The sequence below is a fragment of the uncultured Ilumatobacter sp. genome, assembly GCF_963980585.1.
Classification (GTDB): domain Bacteria; phylum Actinomycetota; class Acidimicrobiia; order Acidimicrobiales; family Ilumatobacteraceae; genus Ilumatobacter_A.
The window spans coordinates 32,517-48,938 of the sequence record NZ_CAXCAM010000025.1 but is presented as its reverse complement, the minus strand read 5'-3'; the positions used below and the strand labels follow the sequence as shown (position 1 = coordinate 48,938).

The following is a 16,422-nucleotide window of genomic DNA, read 5'->3' as shown; positions in this document are numbered from 1 at the left end:
ACACACACAGCGCAACACAACTCATCATCGACACCAACGGATACTTCCCCACGGGCTAACCAGAATTCTCTCAGCTCGAACACATTGAATTGCCGTCATTCTGAACACCAGGTAACACCTCGGAGTTGATCAGCAGCCAGCGGCCAACAGACACTCCACCGTCGCAAACACGACATGCATAGCCGCTGTTCCCCGTCGTACATCGCCGCAAAATCAATCATTAATCTTGTCTTGAATCGCTTCGGGTTTCATGCGTGCTGGTTGGTTTGAGTCCCTGACGGAATTGCAGGGACGGTTTGTCGGTAGTGGTTGGTTTCGAACTCGGCGGGTGGGATGCGGCCGAGGTCGTGGAAGATGCGTCGGTGGTTGAACCAGTCGACCCATTCGAGCGTCGCGAGTTCGAGGTCATCGAGCCCGCGCCAAGGTCCCTTGTTCCGGACGAGTTCGGTCTTGTAGAGCCCATTGATTGTCTCAGCGAGCGCGTTGTCGTAGCTGTCGCTGCGTGACCCAACTGAGTTCACGACGCCGTCCTCGGCGAGACGTTCGGTGTAGCGAATGCTGAGATATTGAACGCCGCGGTCGCTGTGATGAACGAGCTGATCGAGATCTGCGCCGTCGCGTTGTCTGGACCAGATGGCTTGCTCGAGGGCGTCGAGCGCGAGGTCGGTCTTGAGTGAACGAGAGGCTTGCCAGCCAACGATGCGGCGTGAGAACACGTCGGTGATGAACGCGACGTAGACGAACCCAGACCACGTGCGCACGTAGGTGAGGTCTGCGACCCAGAGCCGGTCGGGTGCCGGCGCTGCGAACTTGCGATCGACCAGATCCCGCGGCCGATCCGCCGCGTCGTCGGCGAACGTCGTGCGGACGGGTTTGCCGCGAACAGCGCCACGTAGACCGAGGTCGCGCATCAACCGCTCGATGGTGCAGCGAGCGACCTTGTGGCCTTCGCGGTTGAGTTGCGCCCACACTTTCGCGGCGCCGTAGACCCCGAAGTTCTCGCGATGTACCCGCTCGATCATTGGCCACAACTCGGCGTCGCGCAGGGCGCGTGCCGACGGCTGGCGTTGTTTGGCTGCCCAGTAGGTGCGTGGGGCGATCTGCAACGCTCTGCAGATCGGCTCGACTCCGAAACGCTCCCGGTGGGCATCGAAGTACGCGATCACTTCTTGGTTCGACCGTCGAGCTCGGCCGCGAAGAAAACCGACGCCGACTTCAAGGTCTCGTTCGCTCGGCGAAGCTCTTTCACCTCACGCTCGAGTTCTTTCACCCGCTCGCGTTCATCGCTCGTCAACCCCGGCCGATGACCGGCATCGGTCTCAGCGCGGCGAACCCAGATCCATAGCGACTCGTGATGCACGCCAAGCTTGGCGCCGATCTCGTTGATCGCTTTCCACTGCGACGGGTACTCGTGCTGGTGCTCGAAAACCATGCGCACCGCACGCTCTTTCAGCTCCGGCGGATACCGCCTCAACCTCTTTGACATGACTCCATCCTCTCAAGGATCAGAGCACGCAACTTTCCCGGAGCGATTCATCTCGCAGCGTTATTTGGTTCCTCCACGTATGTCGAGCCCGAAGTCTTTTGTGCACTTCCAGCTGCCATCACGATGCCCAACCGGCCGCAAGGCGGGGTAGGGGCGGATCGTTGATATTTGGATGCGCCACCGAGAGTTCCAAAGTGTCCCATGAGGGAGAAAAGCGACAGAGATGAGCAATCCCTGATTAGGCTTTTTGACATCCCGAGAAAAGAACGCCGACGGCCGCTCTGCTGCCTCCAAAGAGGGCCTTACGCGAAGCTTAGGTGAGACGTGCGACCAACTCGGTGAGGGGTGCACGGAAGTCTCGCAGCGGCTCTTTGCCCGCAGCCTTCCAGGCAGCGTTGTCGAGCACGCTGTTCGCTGGCCGTGGTGCTGGACGAGGCGGATCCAGATCGGCAGTGGCAATCGGCGACACTCGCCCGCGTTGGTGGCCCGCTGCTTCCAGAATGTCGCCGACAAACTCGAACCATGAAACGGCGCCACCATTGGTGAGATGGAAGGTGCCCGCCCGCCGCTCGAGAGCGAGGGTGCGCAGCGCGGGCGCGAGGTCGGCCGTAAAGCTCGGGTGGCCGCGCTGGTCATCGACAAAAGCGAGTGGCGTATCTCCCGCAGCCAGACGCAGGATGAGCTTCACCATGTTGTCTCCGTACTCGCCGCAGACCCACGATGTGCGGGCGATCGATGCAGCCGAACCGGCTGCGATTTCTCCGGCGAGCTTCGTGCGTCCGTACACCGACTGCGGGTTCGTTTCGTCGGTCTCGAGGTAGGGACGGTCGAGCGTGCCGTCGAAGACATAGTCGGTGCTGACGTGCACGAGGTGTGCACCGAATTTCTCGCAAGCGGCGCTCACGATTCCAACAGCGGTTCCATTCACTGCCTGGGCGATATCGACGTTGGTCTCGCATGCATCGACTGCTGTGTAGGCGGCGGCATTGATCACGGCATCCGGAAGGTGCTGAGCAAGGAACGCGTCGACGGCAGCGGCATCGGTGATGTCCACATCGCTCCGGTCCGCCGCAACCACGTCGTCGCCCATCTCGATGCAATGTTGCACGAGTTCCACCCCGAGCTGACCGGCTGCGCCGGTGATCAACACCTTCATCGACGACTCATTCGGCAACCGTGACGACAGGCAACGGGCCGATGCCGCGGAAGTAGTCGAGGATGGGCTTCGACGAATCGTTGAGCCGCAGGATGGACTTGCCGTTGAAGTTCTCGCCGCGTACGTCGAGTTGGTACGTCGCCAACCCTGTCGCGAACGCCTTGCGCAACGTGCCTGCCGCAGCGATTGGGTCAAGGCCAGCATCGATGCGAACCGAGCTGCTGACCGCGTCAATCAGCTCCGACGCGAGAAACGGATCGGACTGCAGTTCGGTCATGGTGGCGTCAACGATCGTGGAAATAAACGCCTGCTGCCGCTGAATCCGCCCGAGGTCAGCAGTGGGGTCTTTGCGCCAGTTTCCGTCGCGGAACTCTTCATAGTTACGGCTCCGTGCGTACGCCAGCGCCTGTACCCCGTCAAGCCGGTTACATCCCGGCTCCTGAGCCAGTCCGGAGTTGAGATCGCGTGTGACGTACTCGAAGCAGATGGTGGCACCGCCGACGGCGTCAACGAGCTCCTTGAAACTGAAGAAGTCAATGTCGACCACATGGTTGATCGGGATCCCGAGTTCTTGGGTCACCGTGGCAGCGAGCACGTCGGCACCGTCGTTGTACGCCGAGTTGATGCGATCCTGCTTGCCAGACCCGGCGATGGTGACCAAGAGGTCGCGCGGGATGCTCATCAGTGCCGCACCGTTGCCGTCCTTTTCTTGACGGAGCACCATGATGGTGTCGCTGCGACGGCCCTGCACCGCACTGGTGTCGCCGATACCGCCGAAGTCGGGTGCATTCGGGTCCGAACCCTCTCGCGAGTCCGAACCAATGAGGAGATAGTTGACCGCAGGCCCCTCGACGGCGACCAAGATGTCCTCAAGCCCCTCGATCCGCTCAACATTTGCCGTGCGGTCGTCCGCGGCGCGAATCACGCCTGCCGCGCCAACAGCCGCAGTGAGGAGGGCGAACAGCAAGGCGAGCGGTGCCGAGCTCCGGCGACGCCGCCTCTTTGGGGCGTCGGCGTACTGATCGCCCCCTGGGTACTGCTGCATCAGAAGAACGCTAACCGGGGGGCGGGCTGGGCGTGCGGCACCACAGCAGATCAATCCGATGCGATACCGGCACCGTGTGTTCCGGGCCGCAGGTGCACAACATCACCCACATCAAAGACCCGCTTCTTACCCATCTCGGAGACCACGATGATGCGCCCCTCGGCGTCGATGTCAACGGCTTCGCCCTCAAAGGTCATATTGCCAGGGAGGTGGACGCGAACGAATTGCCCAAGCGTCAGCAATCGAGCCCGGTAGGTCTGAGCGAGGACCGCCGGATCACCCGATTGCGCGTCGAATGCATTGAGCACCTCCACGAGCAGCTGCTCAGCGGTGCAATCCACGAGATCGTTGACGCGCGCCGCCTCTGGCGGCGCCCACGCGACGTTGACACCGAACCCGACAATCAGACCTGGCGCCGACGTCGAACGTTGCGCCAGCACGCCGGCAAGCTTGCGACCGTCGTACAACACGTCGTTCGGCCACTTCAGACCCAATGTCGCCCGATTGCTCGCCTCGATCTTCAACCCCGCCAGCTGGTTGACAGCGTCCACAATCGCGACGCCGACCCGTTGCAGCATTGACGTCGGCCGATCACCAGGGGACATGAGATACATCGATGCGAGCAGGTTGCTTCCCGCCGGAGCATCCCATCGCCGGTCGAGTCGACCGCGCCCTGCGGTCTGATGTTCGGTGCGGAGCACAGTTCGATCCGCCAGCTCACCCTGTTCCGCCGCACGCAACAGGTCATCGTTGGTGCTCCCCGTCTCGGCCACGACAGAAACGTGCCATTCGTCCATCTTGGAAATGCCTGACGCCGGGCTCATGCCGCCTACATTGGCACCCGTGCTCAAGAAGATTCTGATTGCCAACCGCGGCGAGATTGCCGTCCGTGTCATCCGAGCGGCTCGGGAGATGGGCATCGCGACTGTCGCGGTGTATTCCGAACTCGATCGAGACGCCCTCCATGTGCGCCTCGCAGACGAAGCCTTCGCTCTCGGCGGCCAAACCGCTGCCGAGAGCTACATCAACACCGAAGCGGTGCTCGACGCAATCGCCAAGAGCGGCGCCGATGCGGTGCACCCCGGTTATGGCTTCTTTTCTGAGAACGCCGACTTCGCACGCGCCATCGCCGAGATGGGCGTCGAGTTCATTGGACCACCGGCAACGGCAATGGACGAGATGAGCGACAAGGTCTCGAGCCGTCAGGCGGCCATCCGTGGCGGTGCTCCGGTTGTTCCTGGGACGACTGAGTTCGCCCAGGGCCCCGACGAGATCCGCGATTTTGGCAACGAAAATGGTTGGCCGGCGGTCATCAAAGCTGCTTTCGGTGGCGGCGGGCGAGGCATGAAGGTGGTCAACAATGCCGATGAGGTCGACGACGCCTTCGCAAGCGCGCAACGCGAGGCACTTGCGTTCTTCGGTCGCGACGAGGTGTATGTCGAGCGCTACCTCACATGGCCACGCCACGTCGAGATCCAACTGGTCGGCGACAAGCAGGGCAACTGCGTCTGGATCTCGAGTCGCGATTGCTCGGCACAGCGACGTCACCAGAAGCTCATCGAAGAGGCTCCCGCTCCAGACTTGGCGGACGGCATCGAAGAGGCGATGGGCGAGGCAGCCGTCAAGGCAGCCAAGGCCGTTGGCTACTACGGCGCCGGCACAGTCGAGTTCATTTACCAGGACTCGGAGTTCTTCTTCCTTGAGATGAACACGCGGTTGCAGGTCGAGCACTGCGTCAGCGAAATGATCACGGACATCGATCTCGTCGAGTGGCAGATCCGGGTCGCCGCTGGTGAAGAACTTCCGATGACTCAGGACGAAGTCAGCGCCCTGCGGCGCGGCCACTCCATCGAGATCCGGATCAACGCCGAGGATCCGGCCGAAGGCAAGTTCCTCCCCTCGCCCGGGCCGATCACCAAGCTGGTCGCTCCGGACGGCTTCGGTGTGCGTTTCGATTCGGGGTATCTCTCCGGCGACGAGATCAGCCAGTTCTACGACAACCTGGTCGGCAAGCTCGTCGTGTGGGGCCGCAACCGCGAGGTGGCAATCGCCCGCACGATTCGAGCACTCGAAGAACTCGTTGTCGAAGGCGTTGCGACCACGATTCCGGCCGACCTCGCCATCTTGCGACACCCTGACTTCGCGGCGATGGAACACTCCACCAAGTGGGTCGAGCAGACACTCGACCTCACCGGCGTCACCGGCCAACCAACCGGTGCACCCGAGCAGGATGACGACGCCGAGCCGCTCGTGCGTCGATCCACGACAGTCGAGGTGAACGGCAAACGGTTCGACGTCAACATGTGGGTCCCCGAAGCTCCGGTCGGCGCGGCTGCGCCCGCAGCCAAGAAGAAGAAGCGGTCAGCGTCCGGCGCCGGTGGCGGCGGAGCTGCATCTGGCAGCGTCGAGGCACCCATGCAGGGCACGATCGTCAAGCTGCTTGTTGAGGTCGGCGACACCGTCGAGGCCGGTGCCGGCATCGTCGTGCTCGAAGCGATGAAGATGGAGAACCAGATCAACGCTGAGAAGGCCGGCACGGTCAAGGAACTCAAGGTCGCAGCTGGAGACACGGTGGGTGGCGGGGACATCCTCGCCATCATCGAATAGGCAACTGCTCCGGTCGGCACCGACCGTTGCTCGTTCGCTACCGTTTGGGGCGGGGAACAGACAACGCGAAGGGGACACACCATGAGCCACGGTGGACGACTTGCAGCGAAGGCACTCAAGGCCGCTGGGGTGGAGTGCGTCTTCACTCTGTCCGGTGGCCACGTCATGGGCATCTATGACGGATGCCTCGACGAAGGCATCCGGGTCATCGACGTGCGCCACGAGCAGGCAGCGACGCACGCCGCTGATGCATGGGCACGACTGAACCCGGGCAAAGTCGGTGTTGCGATCCTCACGGCCGGACCCGGAGTGACCGACGGTGTCACCGGCGTCGCCAACGCGTGGCGGGCCAACTCTCCGATCGTCGTCTTTGGCGGACAAGGCCCGTTCAACAACCTGCGCCGAGGCTCGCTCCAGGAGATGGACCACGTCTCGCTGATGCGTCCAATCACCAAGTGGGCGGACACCTGCTACGAGACCGCCCGCATCGGGGAGTACGTCGAGCAGGCGGTTCGCCACGCGATGTCTGGCGTTCCGGGCCCGGCGTTCCTTGAGATTCCGATGGACGTCTTGCACAGCCCAATCGACGTCGAAGCCATCACACTGCCAACGTTCCGCGACTACCGCGTTGCATCATCGGCGCCAGCAGCATCGATCGAGGTTGCCGCCAAACTCCTGCGCCAAGCCAAACGCCCCATGGTGATGGCTGGCACCGCCCTCAAGTGGTCCGAAGGTGGCCCCGCACTTCGCCGTTTCGCCGAGGCGACCCGATCGCCGGTGTACACGAACGGGATGGGCCGGGGACAACTCCCGATGGATCATCCGCAGTTCTTCAATCGGAGCCGGAAAGAGGCTCTCGCCGCGGCGGATGTCGTGGTGTTGGCAGGCACCCCGCTCGACTTCCGGATGAAGTACGGCGCCTCAATTCCTGCCGACGCACAGATCGTTCAGCTCGATCTCGACGACACGCTGATCGGCCAGAACCGGTCAGCTGACATCGGCCTCGTCGGGAATCTGGGCGTCAACCTCGATGCGCTCACCGACGCCCTCAACGGCAGCCTCGATTTCTCCGAACACACAGCTCACCTGCGCACGATCGAGGACGCTGCGGACGCAGCCCTGGCCGCCCAGTTGCACTCCGACGAAGTACCCATTGATCCGATGCGTCTATGTCACGAGATCGCCGACTTCGTTGCGACCGACGATGAGATGATCGTCATCGGCGACGGTGGCGACATCGTTGCCCAGGCTTCCAAGGTGCTCAGGGTCCCGCCGAACGGCACCTGGATGGACCCCGGACCTCTCGGAACGCTCGGCGTCGGCATGCCGTTCGCGCTCGCTGCGCAAATTGCCAACCCGGATCGCCGAGTGATGATCATCTACGGTGACGGATCGTTTGGACTCAATGGGTTCGAGTTCGACACCGCCGTGCGGTTCGGGCTACCCATCGTCGGCATTGTTGGCAACGACGCAGCCTGGGGACAGATGATGCGTCCTCAGGCGATGATCTACGGTGAGGACCGACTCGTCGCCACTGAGCTGAGGGCCACGCGCTACGACAAGGTGGTCGAGGCGCTCGGCGGTCATGGCGAGCACGTCACCCGGCCGCACGAGATTCGCGGCGCCATCGAGCGCGCCTTCGCCTCTGGGAAGCCCGCCCTGGTCAACGTCGAGATGCGCAAGGACGTTGGCGCGATGAAGGGTTCAACGTACGTCTAACGAGAACACTTAGCCGTGCAGATCTCGGCTGATCTCGGCACGGCGCAGCAGGAACGCCGGCTCATCGAGCCGCTTGCGGCGCATCCACGTCGTGACCTCACCGTTGCTCTTGCTCGCATTGCAACTTCGGCACGCTGGCACGATGTTGTCAAGGGTGTAGCGCCCTCCACGCGACAGCGCGAGAACACAGTCACGCTGCATGGTCTCGGTTGGCTGTGTTCCGCAATAGGCACAACCGCCCCACAGTTCCTGCAGCTGCGCCCATTGCTCGTCGGTCAAGTCGTGCTCGACACCATCCATGCGTCGCTTCCGCTTGCGTGCGGCCTTCGCGCGTCGACTCCTGTTCACCGCCACGCCTCAACAGTACGGCGACAGCAGTACGGCGATGCGATATTCAACTCAGTCACCACAGCCCGATCAAGTTGACGGCAACCGACGCCGGGCACGACCCTCAAGTGGGAGCCGGATTGAGTTGACTACTCCGCTGCTTCGGCAAGCGCTTCGCTCAGCGCCGGATGCACGAGGATGCTCTCAACCAGGTCACTCACCGTCAAGCTTGCCGTCACTGCGACCGCGATGACGGAGATCAATTCGGCTGCGTGACGGCCGACAATCGACCCACCGAGTATCTCACCGGTGTTCGGGTCGGAGATGATCTTGACGAACCCTCGAGTGTCGCTGTTGATCATTGCCTTTGCGGTCGACGAGAAGGGCACCTTGGTCACGCGGATCTTGCGACCCGAAGCGAATGCCTCCGCCTCTGCCAAGCCGACGTCGGCAATTTCAGGCTCGGTGAAGATCGCCGAGGCGGCTTTGTCGTAGTCGAGGTGGCGATGGTTGCGGGTGTGGAGGCCCATCACGTGTTCGGCGACTTTGCGACCCTGAATCGACGCCACGGATGACAGCGGGAGCTTGCCACTGATGTCACCCGCTGCATAAATGTGCCCGACGTTGGTGACGCAGTGCTGGTTGATGTCGACATAGCCCCAGTCATTGACGTCGACGCCCGCCGCATCGAGGCCAATGCCGGCGGTGTTCGGCACAGAACCGATGGCCAACACCGCATGGGACGATTCGATGACTCGACCATCGTCGCAGCGGACGACAACGGTGTCGCCAGCCTCGGAACGCTCGATTGCCTCTGCCCGGGCGCCCATCACCAGTTTCACGCCACGACGCATGAACTCCTGCTCAAGCACGGCAGCGACTTCAGGATCCTTGCCGGGCAGCACCTGCTGCCGGCTGACGACGAGGGTGACCTTGGCCCCGAACGACGAGAACATGTGGACGAACTCCACGCCGGTGACACCGGAGCCGACAACGGTAACACTGTCGGGAAATACCTTGGGCGGATAACAGTCGCGTGTCGTGAGGATGCGGTCACCGTCAGGGTGGCACCACTCGGGGACACGCGGCTGCGAGCCGGTTGACACCAGCGCGGCGTCGAACTCGACGGTCTGGAGGCCATCGACACATTCGACTTCCATTGTGTGCGGACCCGTGAACCGGCCCGACCCACGGAGAATGCGAATGCCCTGGCTCTCGAGGATCTCGGTGTTGTTGTCGCGCATCCGGTTCTTGATGCTTTCGATGCGGGTGGTCAGGCTCTCGACGTCGACTTCGGCATCGTTGTTCTCCAACCCCATGCCTTCGAGACGATTCGAGAAGCTGATCGCGCCGCCGGTGGCAATCATCGTCTTCGACGGAATGCAGTCCCACAGATGGGCCGCTCCCCCGACGACGTCGCGCTCGACCATGGTGACCTCAGCCCCCATCCGCGCCGCATGCGTCGCCGCATTGTTACCGGCTGGGCCGCCGCCGAGGATGACAAATCGTGTGCTCACACGGTCAGGCTACGCGAGTAATTGACTCGGGGCGTCGACCGATGGGCCGTGATGTCGCAGGTGTTCAGTGGTCGCCGACGTACAGGCCGTCGTCAGCGAAGATCGTCGACCGTTCGGATTCTCCATCCAGCGCAGCCAACGATCCGGCATTCGTGTTGCCGCAGTACCTGCTCGGGTACAACCCGACGTCGCGTCGCTTGCCGACCCATTCAAAGTGCATACCGTCAGGCGTCAGGAAGTTGCCGCCCCAGGCAAAGCCATGCTTGCGGAAAATCCGAACGGTGCGACAGTCCATGTCCGGCGGAGCGCAGCCCTGGCACGAACCGACAGTGTTCGTGTCCACCGCCTGGCCCCACGTGTGACGCGACAAGAAGCCGATGCTGCTGTTTGGGGTCAGTCTGTTGAATCGCGGGACATAACAGCCGCCTGCCGTGTTCGCGTGGAAATAGTTGATCGTGTACTCGAGACCGGACGCGATGACTTCGTTCATCGCGTTCGTCAGCGCAGCGCGTACGAGGTTGTGACACCCGGACCTCAGACTCAGCTGACCGATGGAGCCCGCCGAGATGTTCGCGTTCTTCCAGGTGCTGTCGATCGACACCGATCCGTTCGTGTTGACACGGTAGGCAAACTCGCCCAGGGCAGCTTTCGTTTGCGCCATCCCGAGCGTCGCATCCGGATCTGGCGGATCCCAGCTGCGGCGCACGCGGATTGATGTACTGATCAAGTTCTGCCTGATGAGTTCGGCATCGAGCGAGGCTCGCGAGTCGAAGCCCCAAAGCACCATCCGGCTCTCACGCGTGACGCCGAGACGCTCCGCAGCCTCAATCGACAACAACAACTCGGTACCGCCGGAGATTTCGTCTGGGACGACCTTCGCAATGGTGAACTGCAGCACCGCACCGTTGGAAGCGACGAGGTCGACAACGTCACCGGCACGAGCCCCGCGCAGCTCGGCTGTCAGTTGACCCATCACGATGTCGGTGGCGGTCAGGACTGCAGCAACGTCGTTGCCCATCAGATTTGCGACCGCATGTGCCGGTAGCACCGTCGTGGCCATGGGATACGAGTAGCCGGAGGGTGCCTGTTGCACGACCGAGCCACCTCGACGAACACGTCGCATCCCGGTACTCGCAGAGCGACCAATTGCGCCGGTGCCTCCGGCCGCTCGGGTGGCAGCCAACGCCCGTGCGCCGACATCGGACCGAAGCGCTCCGCTGTTGTAGATGGTCACGACGTCGACGTCCGGCCCTGCCGGGCCGGGAACACGAACCGCCGGCTGCGCCACCGCAGCTGGGCCGTCGATCTGCGGGTCACTCAGCGCGACCACCGGAAGTGCACCGGCCAGAGCAAGAGCGATCGCGATGACGACAGCGGGACGGCGCATCAGGAGAATGCTACGAACTCGCGACGAAAACATGGTGGCACGACCCCGAAGTTTCGCTACGGTCATCGCACCGTGAGCGAGCCGACCGACCCCCATTCCGACGACACTCCGGATGTCGTCGCCGCCCCTGAGGCGGCTGCCGGAAGCGGCCTCGCTGCCGAAAAGGAACGACGGCTGGGCCTGGTCGAAGCCATGCGGGAGTCAGGCGACAACCCATACCCCTACCGGTTCGACCGCACCCACACGCTGGCCGATGTGCGCAGCGGCTGGGGGCACCTCGAGCCGGGCATCGAAACCGAGGATCCAGTCTCGGTCGCAGGCCGCATCATGCTCAAGCGCGACTCAGGCAAGCTCATCTTCGCCACGATCCGCGACCGGTCCGGCGAAATCCAACTCTTCATCTCGAAAGCTGTGGTCGGCGACGACGAGTTCGCTGCCATCAAGGACCTTGATCTCGGCGATTGGGTCGGAGTCAACGGCACGGTGATGACCACCCGCAAAGGCGAGTTGTCGGTCAAGCCCGATCATGTCGAATTGCTGTCCAAGGCCATCCGTCCAATGCCCGACAAGTGGCACGGGCTCACCGACGTCGACACTCGATTCCGCCAACGGTATGCAGACTTGATCGTCAACGAGGACGCGCGCCGCAACTTCGAGATCCGCCACGAGACCGTCGCCAGTTTCCGCCGAACCCTTGCGAAGCATGGGTTCATCGAAGTCGAGACGCCGGTGCTGCATCCCGAGGTCGGCGGCGCCCACGCTCGGCCGTTCACCACCCACCACAACACACTCGACATGCAGCTGTACTTGCGCATCGCCGTCGAGTTGTACCTCAAGCGCTTGATCGTCGGCGGAATGGAACGCGTCTACGAAATCGCACGGACGTTCCGCAACGAGGGCGTCTCGACTCGACACAACCCCGAGTTCACGATGATGGAGCTCTATCAGGCGTTCGGTGACTGGAACGACGTGATGGACATCACCGAGGAACTCATCACCACCGCCGCCCAAGATGCCCTCGGCACCACGGTCGTCGAAGTTCGCGGTGAGCAGGTCGACCTGGCTGATGCCTGGCCTCGCAAACGCATGATTGACTACGCCTCCGAAGGCACCGGCGTCGAGCTCCATCCGTCCATGCCGATCTCCGACGTCCGCAAGGTCGCTGCGAATCACGACGTCTTCGTCGAAGACCGCTGGGGCGCCGGCAAGATCATTGAGGAGCTGTTCGAGAAGACGGCCGAGTCATCGATCATCCGGCCGACCTTCGTCACCGGACACCCGGTCGAGATCTCGCCGCTCGCGCGCGTTGATCGCAACGATCCCTTCCTCACCGAACGGTTCGAGTTGTTCGTCGACGGCCGAGAGCTCGCCAACGGGTACTCCGAGTTGAACGACCCCGTCGAGCAGCGTGCACGGTTCGAAGACGAACAGGCGGCCAAGGCGGCCGGCGACGACGAAGCCGGCAGCCTCGACGAGGACTACATCCGAGCGCTCGAGTACGGCATGCCACCCACCGGTGGTCTCGGCATCGGCATCGACCGTCTGGCGATGCTGTTGGCGGGCGTCGACTCGATCAAGGAAGTCATCCTCTTCCCCACCCTCCGACCCGAAGTTCACTGACCACGAGTGACTCCGGGGTCGGGACCAGGTGTAGCTCAGCTACTCCGGGGCCGGGCCACGCGTCACTCGACCATCTGAGAATCTGGAGAAACCAATGACACGCATGGCATGGGGCGCTGGCCTCGCAACGATCGACTCAGCAGGCAACACGCTCGACACCTGGTACCGCTGGCTTGGCTGGGGCGAGTACGGCAGCGACCCCGGCGCAGATGGCGCCGGGGGCGACTCTGTGCACTGGGACACGATCGAATCAAAGCTCGGCATGCGCGATCACCGTGACGAAGTACGCAACGTCACGATCCGGCCCGTCCGAATTTCGGTTGATGTCGATGCAGCACCCGCCTCGCCAGAGGATGCGTATCTCCGACTGCACCTACTCTCCCACCGCCTCGCTCCCCCGCACTCTTTGAACATGGACGGCACCTTCGGGGCCCTCAACAACGTCGCGTGGACCAACCTCGGGCCCGTTGCTGTCTCCGCGCTTGACGACGTTCGACTCAAGGTGAAGCTCGACGGCGGCGTACTGAGCGTGCACGGCCTCGACAAGTTTCCGCGCATGACCGACTACGTGGTGCCCACCGGCGTCCGCATCGCCGATGCCGATCGTGTGCGACTCGGCGCCCACCTCGCCGAAGGCACCACGGTGATGCACGAGGGCTTCTGCAACTTCAACGCAGGCACGCTCGGCACCTCGATGGTGGAAGGCCGCATCTCAGCCGGCGTCGTGGTCGGCAACGGTTCCGACGTGGGCGGCGGCGCCTCGATCCAGGGCACGCTGTCCGGCGGCGGCACCGAGACCATCTCGATCGGCGAGCGCTGCCTGCTCGGGGCAAATGCCGGCATCGGCATCAGCCTCGGTGACGACTGCGTTGTCGAAGCCGGTCTCTACATCACCGCCGCAACGCCAATTCTGACTCCCGACGGCGTCGTCAAGGCTCGGGACATCTCCGGAGTCAGCGGTGTCCTGTTCATCCGTGATGGGCAAACAGGACAGGTCATCGCCCGGCCGCGCGACAAGAGCTGGGGCGAACTGAACAGCGAACTGCATTCGAACCAGTAGCAAGCACCACATCGAGCACCGCAGTTTCGATACGTTGCAGCGCAATGGTGTGCACCACTCCGAGCCACAATCTGCAGAGCTGCTGATGGCGAAAGCTGACGAATTCGGTGCTCCAGTCGAGATCGAGGCCGCCGGCCGCATCGTGCCGATCACGAATCCGAACAAGCCGATGTTCCCGTCGGTCGGACCAAAGAAGGCCCAGCGAACCAAGCTGGACCTCGCTCGCTACTACGTGTCAGTCGGCGACGCGATCATGCGCACGCTTGTTGGTCGACCCGTGCTGCTCGAGCGCTACCCGAATGGCGTACGCGGGAAATCGTTCTTCCAGAAACGCATCCCCGACTCTGCGCCCGAGTGGCTACACACCACAACCGTGGAGACGATCAACGGCACCCCCTCACGAGCGCTGGTGATCGCCGACCTGGCACATGTGTTGTGGGCCTCGAATCAGGGGGTGCTCGGTCTACATGTGTGGCCCTACCGGGCGAGCGAGCCCGACGAGGCCGACGAAATGCGCATCGACTTGGACCCGACGCCGGGCGTGCCATTCGATCAAGTTCGAGAGGCGGCTGCACTGGTCCGCGATTACCTGGCCGAACTGGGGATGCTCGGGTTCGCCAAGACCACGGGCAGCAAGGGCATTCACATCTACGTGCGGGTCGAGCCGGGCTGGGATTCGTTCGCCATCCGCGGCGCCGTCATCGCCCTCGCCCGCGAATTATCCGAACGGCAACCGAATCTCATCACTGACAAGTGGTGGAAGGAGGAACGTGGCGAGCGGGTGTTCATCGACTACAACCAGAATGCTCCGCACAAGAACATGTTCGGCGCCTGGGGTGTCCGACCACGCGTCGGAGCACAGGTGTCGACACCGTTCCGTTGGGACGAACTCAACACGATCAATCCCGAGGTATGCACGATCGACACAGTGCCGCACCGGCTTGCCGCCCACGGCGACCCGTGGGAGCTGATGGATGAAGCTCCGTGCTCAATCGCTCCGCTCGTCGAGCGATTCGCCGCCGATCTCGCCGATGGCATTCCCGATGCCCCGTGGCCACCGGTGTATCCGAAGATGCCAAACGAGGCGCCCAGGGTGCAGCCCAGTCGCGCCAAGCATGACTAAACCTGCGGTTGCAGGTATTCACCCCGCTGTCCGCGAAGACGCTTCGAGCACGGCCAGCGACATCGTCGAGCGGCGAACTGTTGACCGGAGTTCGGAACTCGCGGAACAGGCTCCTGCGCATCCGACGTTGTGGAGCGTCCGCCTATCTCCCATGATGGGGCGATGACGACGATTGATGCGTTCACCCAGCTCGCACGTGGCCGCCGCACGTCGTTGGTGATGGAGTCTGATCGGTCCGTCGACCACGACATCATCGACCAACTCTGCGAACTTGCGTCGTGGGCCCCGAGCCATAAGCGCACCTGGCCGTGGCGTTTCGCCTCGTTTACCGGCGATGGTCGCTCGCGGCTCGGCACCACGATGGCGACCGATATGGCCGACGCTGACTTCGGTGACGACGCCAAACGCATCAAGACACAGGGCAAGTACCTCAGAGCGCCTGCCGTCGTTGTCGTGGGCTGCGAACCACATCCCAATGAAATGCTGCACCTCGAGAATCGTGATGCCGTCGCCGCCGCGATTCAAAACCTTCTACTCGGCGCAACGGCGTTGGGGCTCGCGAGCTTTTGGTCGACCCCAGCGCTCACGCGCCCACCCAAGGTGCTCGAGCTCTGCGGCTTCAGTCCCGACGATCGCATCGTTGGCGTGATCTATCTCGGTTGGCCAGGCGGCACGTGTCCGGTGCCTGAACGGGACCCCGTCGAGGTGGTCCGGATCGAGCAGTGATTGAATGCGGGGCGTGCCCGCACTCGACATTGCCACTCAGACGATCGTCACGCTCGACCTCGAAGGGGTCTTGATCCCCGAGATTTGGATTGCCGTTGCTGAACGGACCGGCATTGACGGTCTGCTGCGCACGACGCGTGATGAGCCTGATTACGACGTCTTGATGCGCTATCGCCTCGGCCTGCTCGCTGAGCACGGTCTCACGATGTCGTTGATCGAAGACGTCATTGCCGGTCTCGTTCCCCTTCCGGGTGCCCACGATTTCCTGGCGAAGCTTCGAGCCCGCACGCAGCTGATCATTCTCAGCGACACCTTCGAGCAGTTCGCTCGGCCCTTCATGCGCCAGCTCGATTGGCCCACAGTCTTCTGCCATCGGCTGGTTGTCACCGACGACCGCATCGTCGACTATCGACTGCGCCAACCTGACCAGAAGCGCAAGTCCGTGCAGGCCTTCCATGGGCTGAACTATCGAGTCATCGCTGCTGGCGACAGCTACAACGACACGACGATGCTCGGCGAAGCCGACGCCGGATTCTTGTTTCATGCTCCAGCCAACGTGATCGCCGAGTTCCCGCAGTTCCCAGCGCTTGACTCCTACGACGAGCTCCTCGACGCAATCACCGCCCAGCTCTCCTGAGGCCCATATCTC

The 16,422-nt window shown here is 62.9% G+C and carries 14 protein-coding genes and 1 other annotated feature; of the genes, 7 read left to right on the top strand and 7 right to left on the bottom strand.

Annotated elements, in window-relative coordinates; translation table 11 throughout:
- Positions 1–248: 248 nt before the first annotated feature.
- From ACH2DW_RS09635 to ACH2DW_RS09620, 4 genes are all read right to left on the bottom strand, one after another.
- Positions 249–1,486 (bottom strand): IS3 family transposase gene (locus ACH2DW_RS09635; protein ID WP_394929529.1). Its coding sequence is split into 2 segments (ribosomal slippage): positions 249–1,189 and positions 1,189–1,486, totalling 1,239 coding nucleotides; the frame shifts between segments, so codons are not numbered across the junction.
- Positions 1,092–1,205: a sequence feature (AL1L pseudoknot), on the bottom strand. (Overlaps the previous gene by 114 nt.)
- A 313-nt stretch (positions 1,487–1,799) precedes the next feature.
- A complete protein-coding gene (gene rfbD, locus ACH2DW_RS09630) occupies positions 1,800–2,642 on the bottom strand; it encodes a dTDP-4-dehydrorhamnose reductase (protein ID WP_394929528.1) in 843 nt (280 codons plus the stop codon).
- A gap of 7 nt (positions 2,643–2,649) precedes the next feature.
- Positions 2,650–3,687 (bottom strand): LCP family protein, encoded by a 1,038-nt coding sequence (locus tag ACH2DW_RS09625; protein ID WP_394929527.1) that lies wholly within the window; start codon positions 3,685–3,687, stop codon positions 2,650–2,652.
- A gap of 50 nt (positions 3,688–3,737) precedes the next feature.
- Positions 3,738–4,511, bottom strand: a complete 774-nt coding sequence (locus ACH2DW_RS09620) for a biotin--[acetyl-CoA-carboxylase] ligase (RefSeq protein ID WP_394929526.1) — start codon at positions 4,509–4,511, stop codon at positions 3,738–3,740.
- A 19-nt stretch (positions 4,512–4,530) separates the two neighbouring features.
- Between ACH2DW_RS09620 and ACH2DW_RS09615 the strand changes: the two genes are divergently transcribed.
- Both ACH2DW_RS09615 and ACH2DW_RS09610 read left to right on the top strand, forming a co-directional pair.
- Entirely contained in the window at positions 4,531–6,294 is a 1,764-nt protein-coding gene (locus ACH2DW_RS09615) for an acetyl/propionyl/methylcrotonyl-CoA carboxylase subunit alpha (protein WP_394929525.1), read from the top strand.
- Between the two features lie 81 nt (positions 6,295–6,375).
- Positions 6,376–8,013 carry a thiamine pyrophosphate-binding protein gene (locus tag ACH2DW_RS09610; RefSeq protein WP_394929524.1) on the top strand — a complete coding sequence of 546 codons (1,638 nt, stop codon included), beginning with the start codon at positions 6,376–6,378 and terminating at the stop codon, positions 8,011–8,013.
- A 9-nt stretch (positions 8,014–8,022) separates the two neighbouring features.
- Here the strand turns inward: ACH2DW_RS09610 and ACH2DW_RS09605 are convergent, their stop codons facing one another.
- From ACH2DW_RS09605 to ACH2DW_RS09595, 3 genes are all read right to left on the bottom strand, one after another.
- Entirely contained in the window at positions 8,023–8,367 is a 345-nt protein-coding gene (locus ACH2DW_RS09605; RefSeq protein ID WP_394929523.1) for an HNH endonuclease, read from the bottom strand.
- A 122-nt stretch (positions 8,368–8,489) separates the two neighbouring features.
- Positions 8,490–9,857 carry a dihydrolipoyl dehydrogenase family protein gene (locus ACH2DW_RS09600; protein ID WP_394929522.1) on the bottom strand — a complete coding sequence of 456 codons (1,368 nt, stop codon included), beginning with the start codon at positions 9,855–9,857 and terminating at the stop codon, positions 8,490–8,492.
- 64 nt (positions 9,858–9,921) lie between these two features.
- On the bottom strand, positions 9,922–11,244 hold the full coding sequence (locus ACH2DW_RS09595; RefSeq protein ID WP_394929521.1) for a M15 family metallopeptidase: 1,323 nt from the start codon (positions 11,242–11,244) through the stop codon (positions 9,922–9,924).
- Positions 11,245–11,316: 72 nt separating this feature from the next.
- Between ACH2DW_RS09595 and lysS the strand changes: the two genes are divergently transcribed.
- The 5 genes from lysS to thrH all read left to right on the top strand — a co-directional run bounded on the left by lysS (position 11,317) and on the right by thrH (position 16,410).
- A complete protein-coding gene (lysS, locus tag ACH2DW_RS09590; RefSeq protein WP_394929520.1) occupies positions 11,317–12,864 on the top strand; it encodes a lysine--tRNA ligase in 1,548 nt (515 codons plus the stop codon).
- Between the two features lie 94 nt (positions 12,865–12,958).
- Positions 12,959–13,924: a 2,3,4,5-tetrahydropyridine-2,6-dicarboxylate N-succinyltransferase gene (gene dapD / locus ACH2DW_RS09585; protein ID WP_394929519.1), complete on the top strand. Its 966-nt coding sequence runs from the start codon at positions 12,959–12,961 to the stop codon at positions 13,922–13,924.
- A gap of 85 nt (positions 13,925–14,009) precedes the next feature.
- Positions 14,010–15,047, top strand: coding sequence for a non-homologous end-joining DNA ligase (gene ligD, locus ACH2DW_RS09580; RefSeq protein WP_394929518.1), 1,038 nt, complete (start codon positions 14,010–14,012; stop codon positions 15,045–15,047).
- Between the two features lie 162 nt (positions 15,048–15,209).
- The gene (locus tag ACH2DW_RS09575) at positions 15,210–15,773 is read left to right on the top strand and encodes a nitroreductase (RefSeq protein ID WP_394929517.1); all 564 of its coding nucleotides are present in this window, start codon (positions 15,210–15,212) and stop codon (positions 15,771–15,773) included.
- A 13-nt stretch (positions 15,774–15,786) separates the two neighbouring features.
- Positions 15,787–16,410, top strand: a complete 624-nt coding sequence (gene thrH / locus ACH2DW_RS09570; RefSeq protein ID WP_394929516.1) for a bifunctional phosphoserine phosphatase/homoserine phosphotransferase ThrH — start codon at positions 15,787–15,789, stop codon at positions 16,408–16,410.
- Positions 16,411–16,422 lie beyond the last annotated feature (12 nt).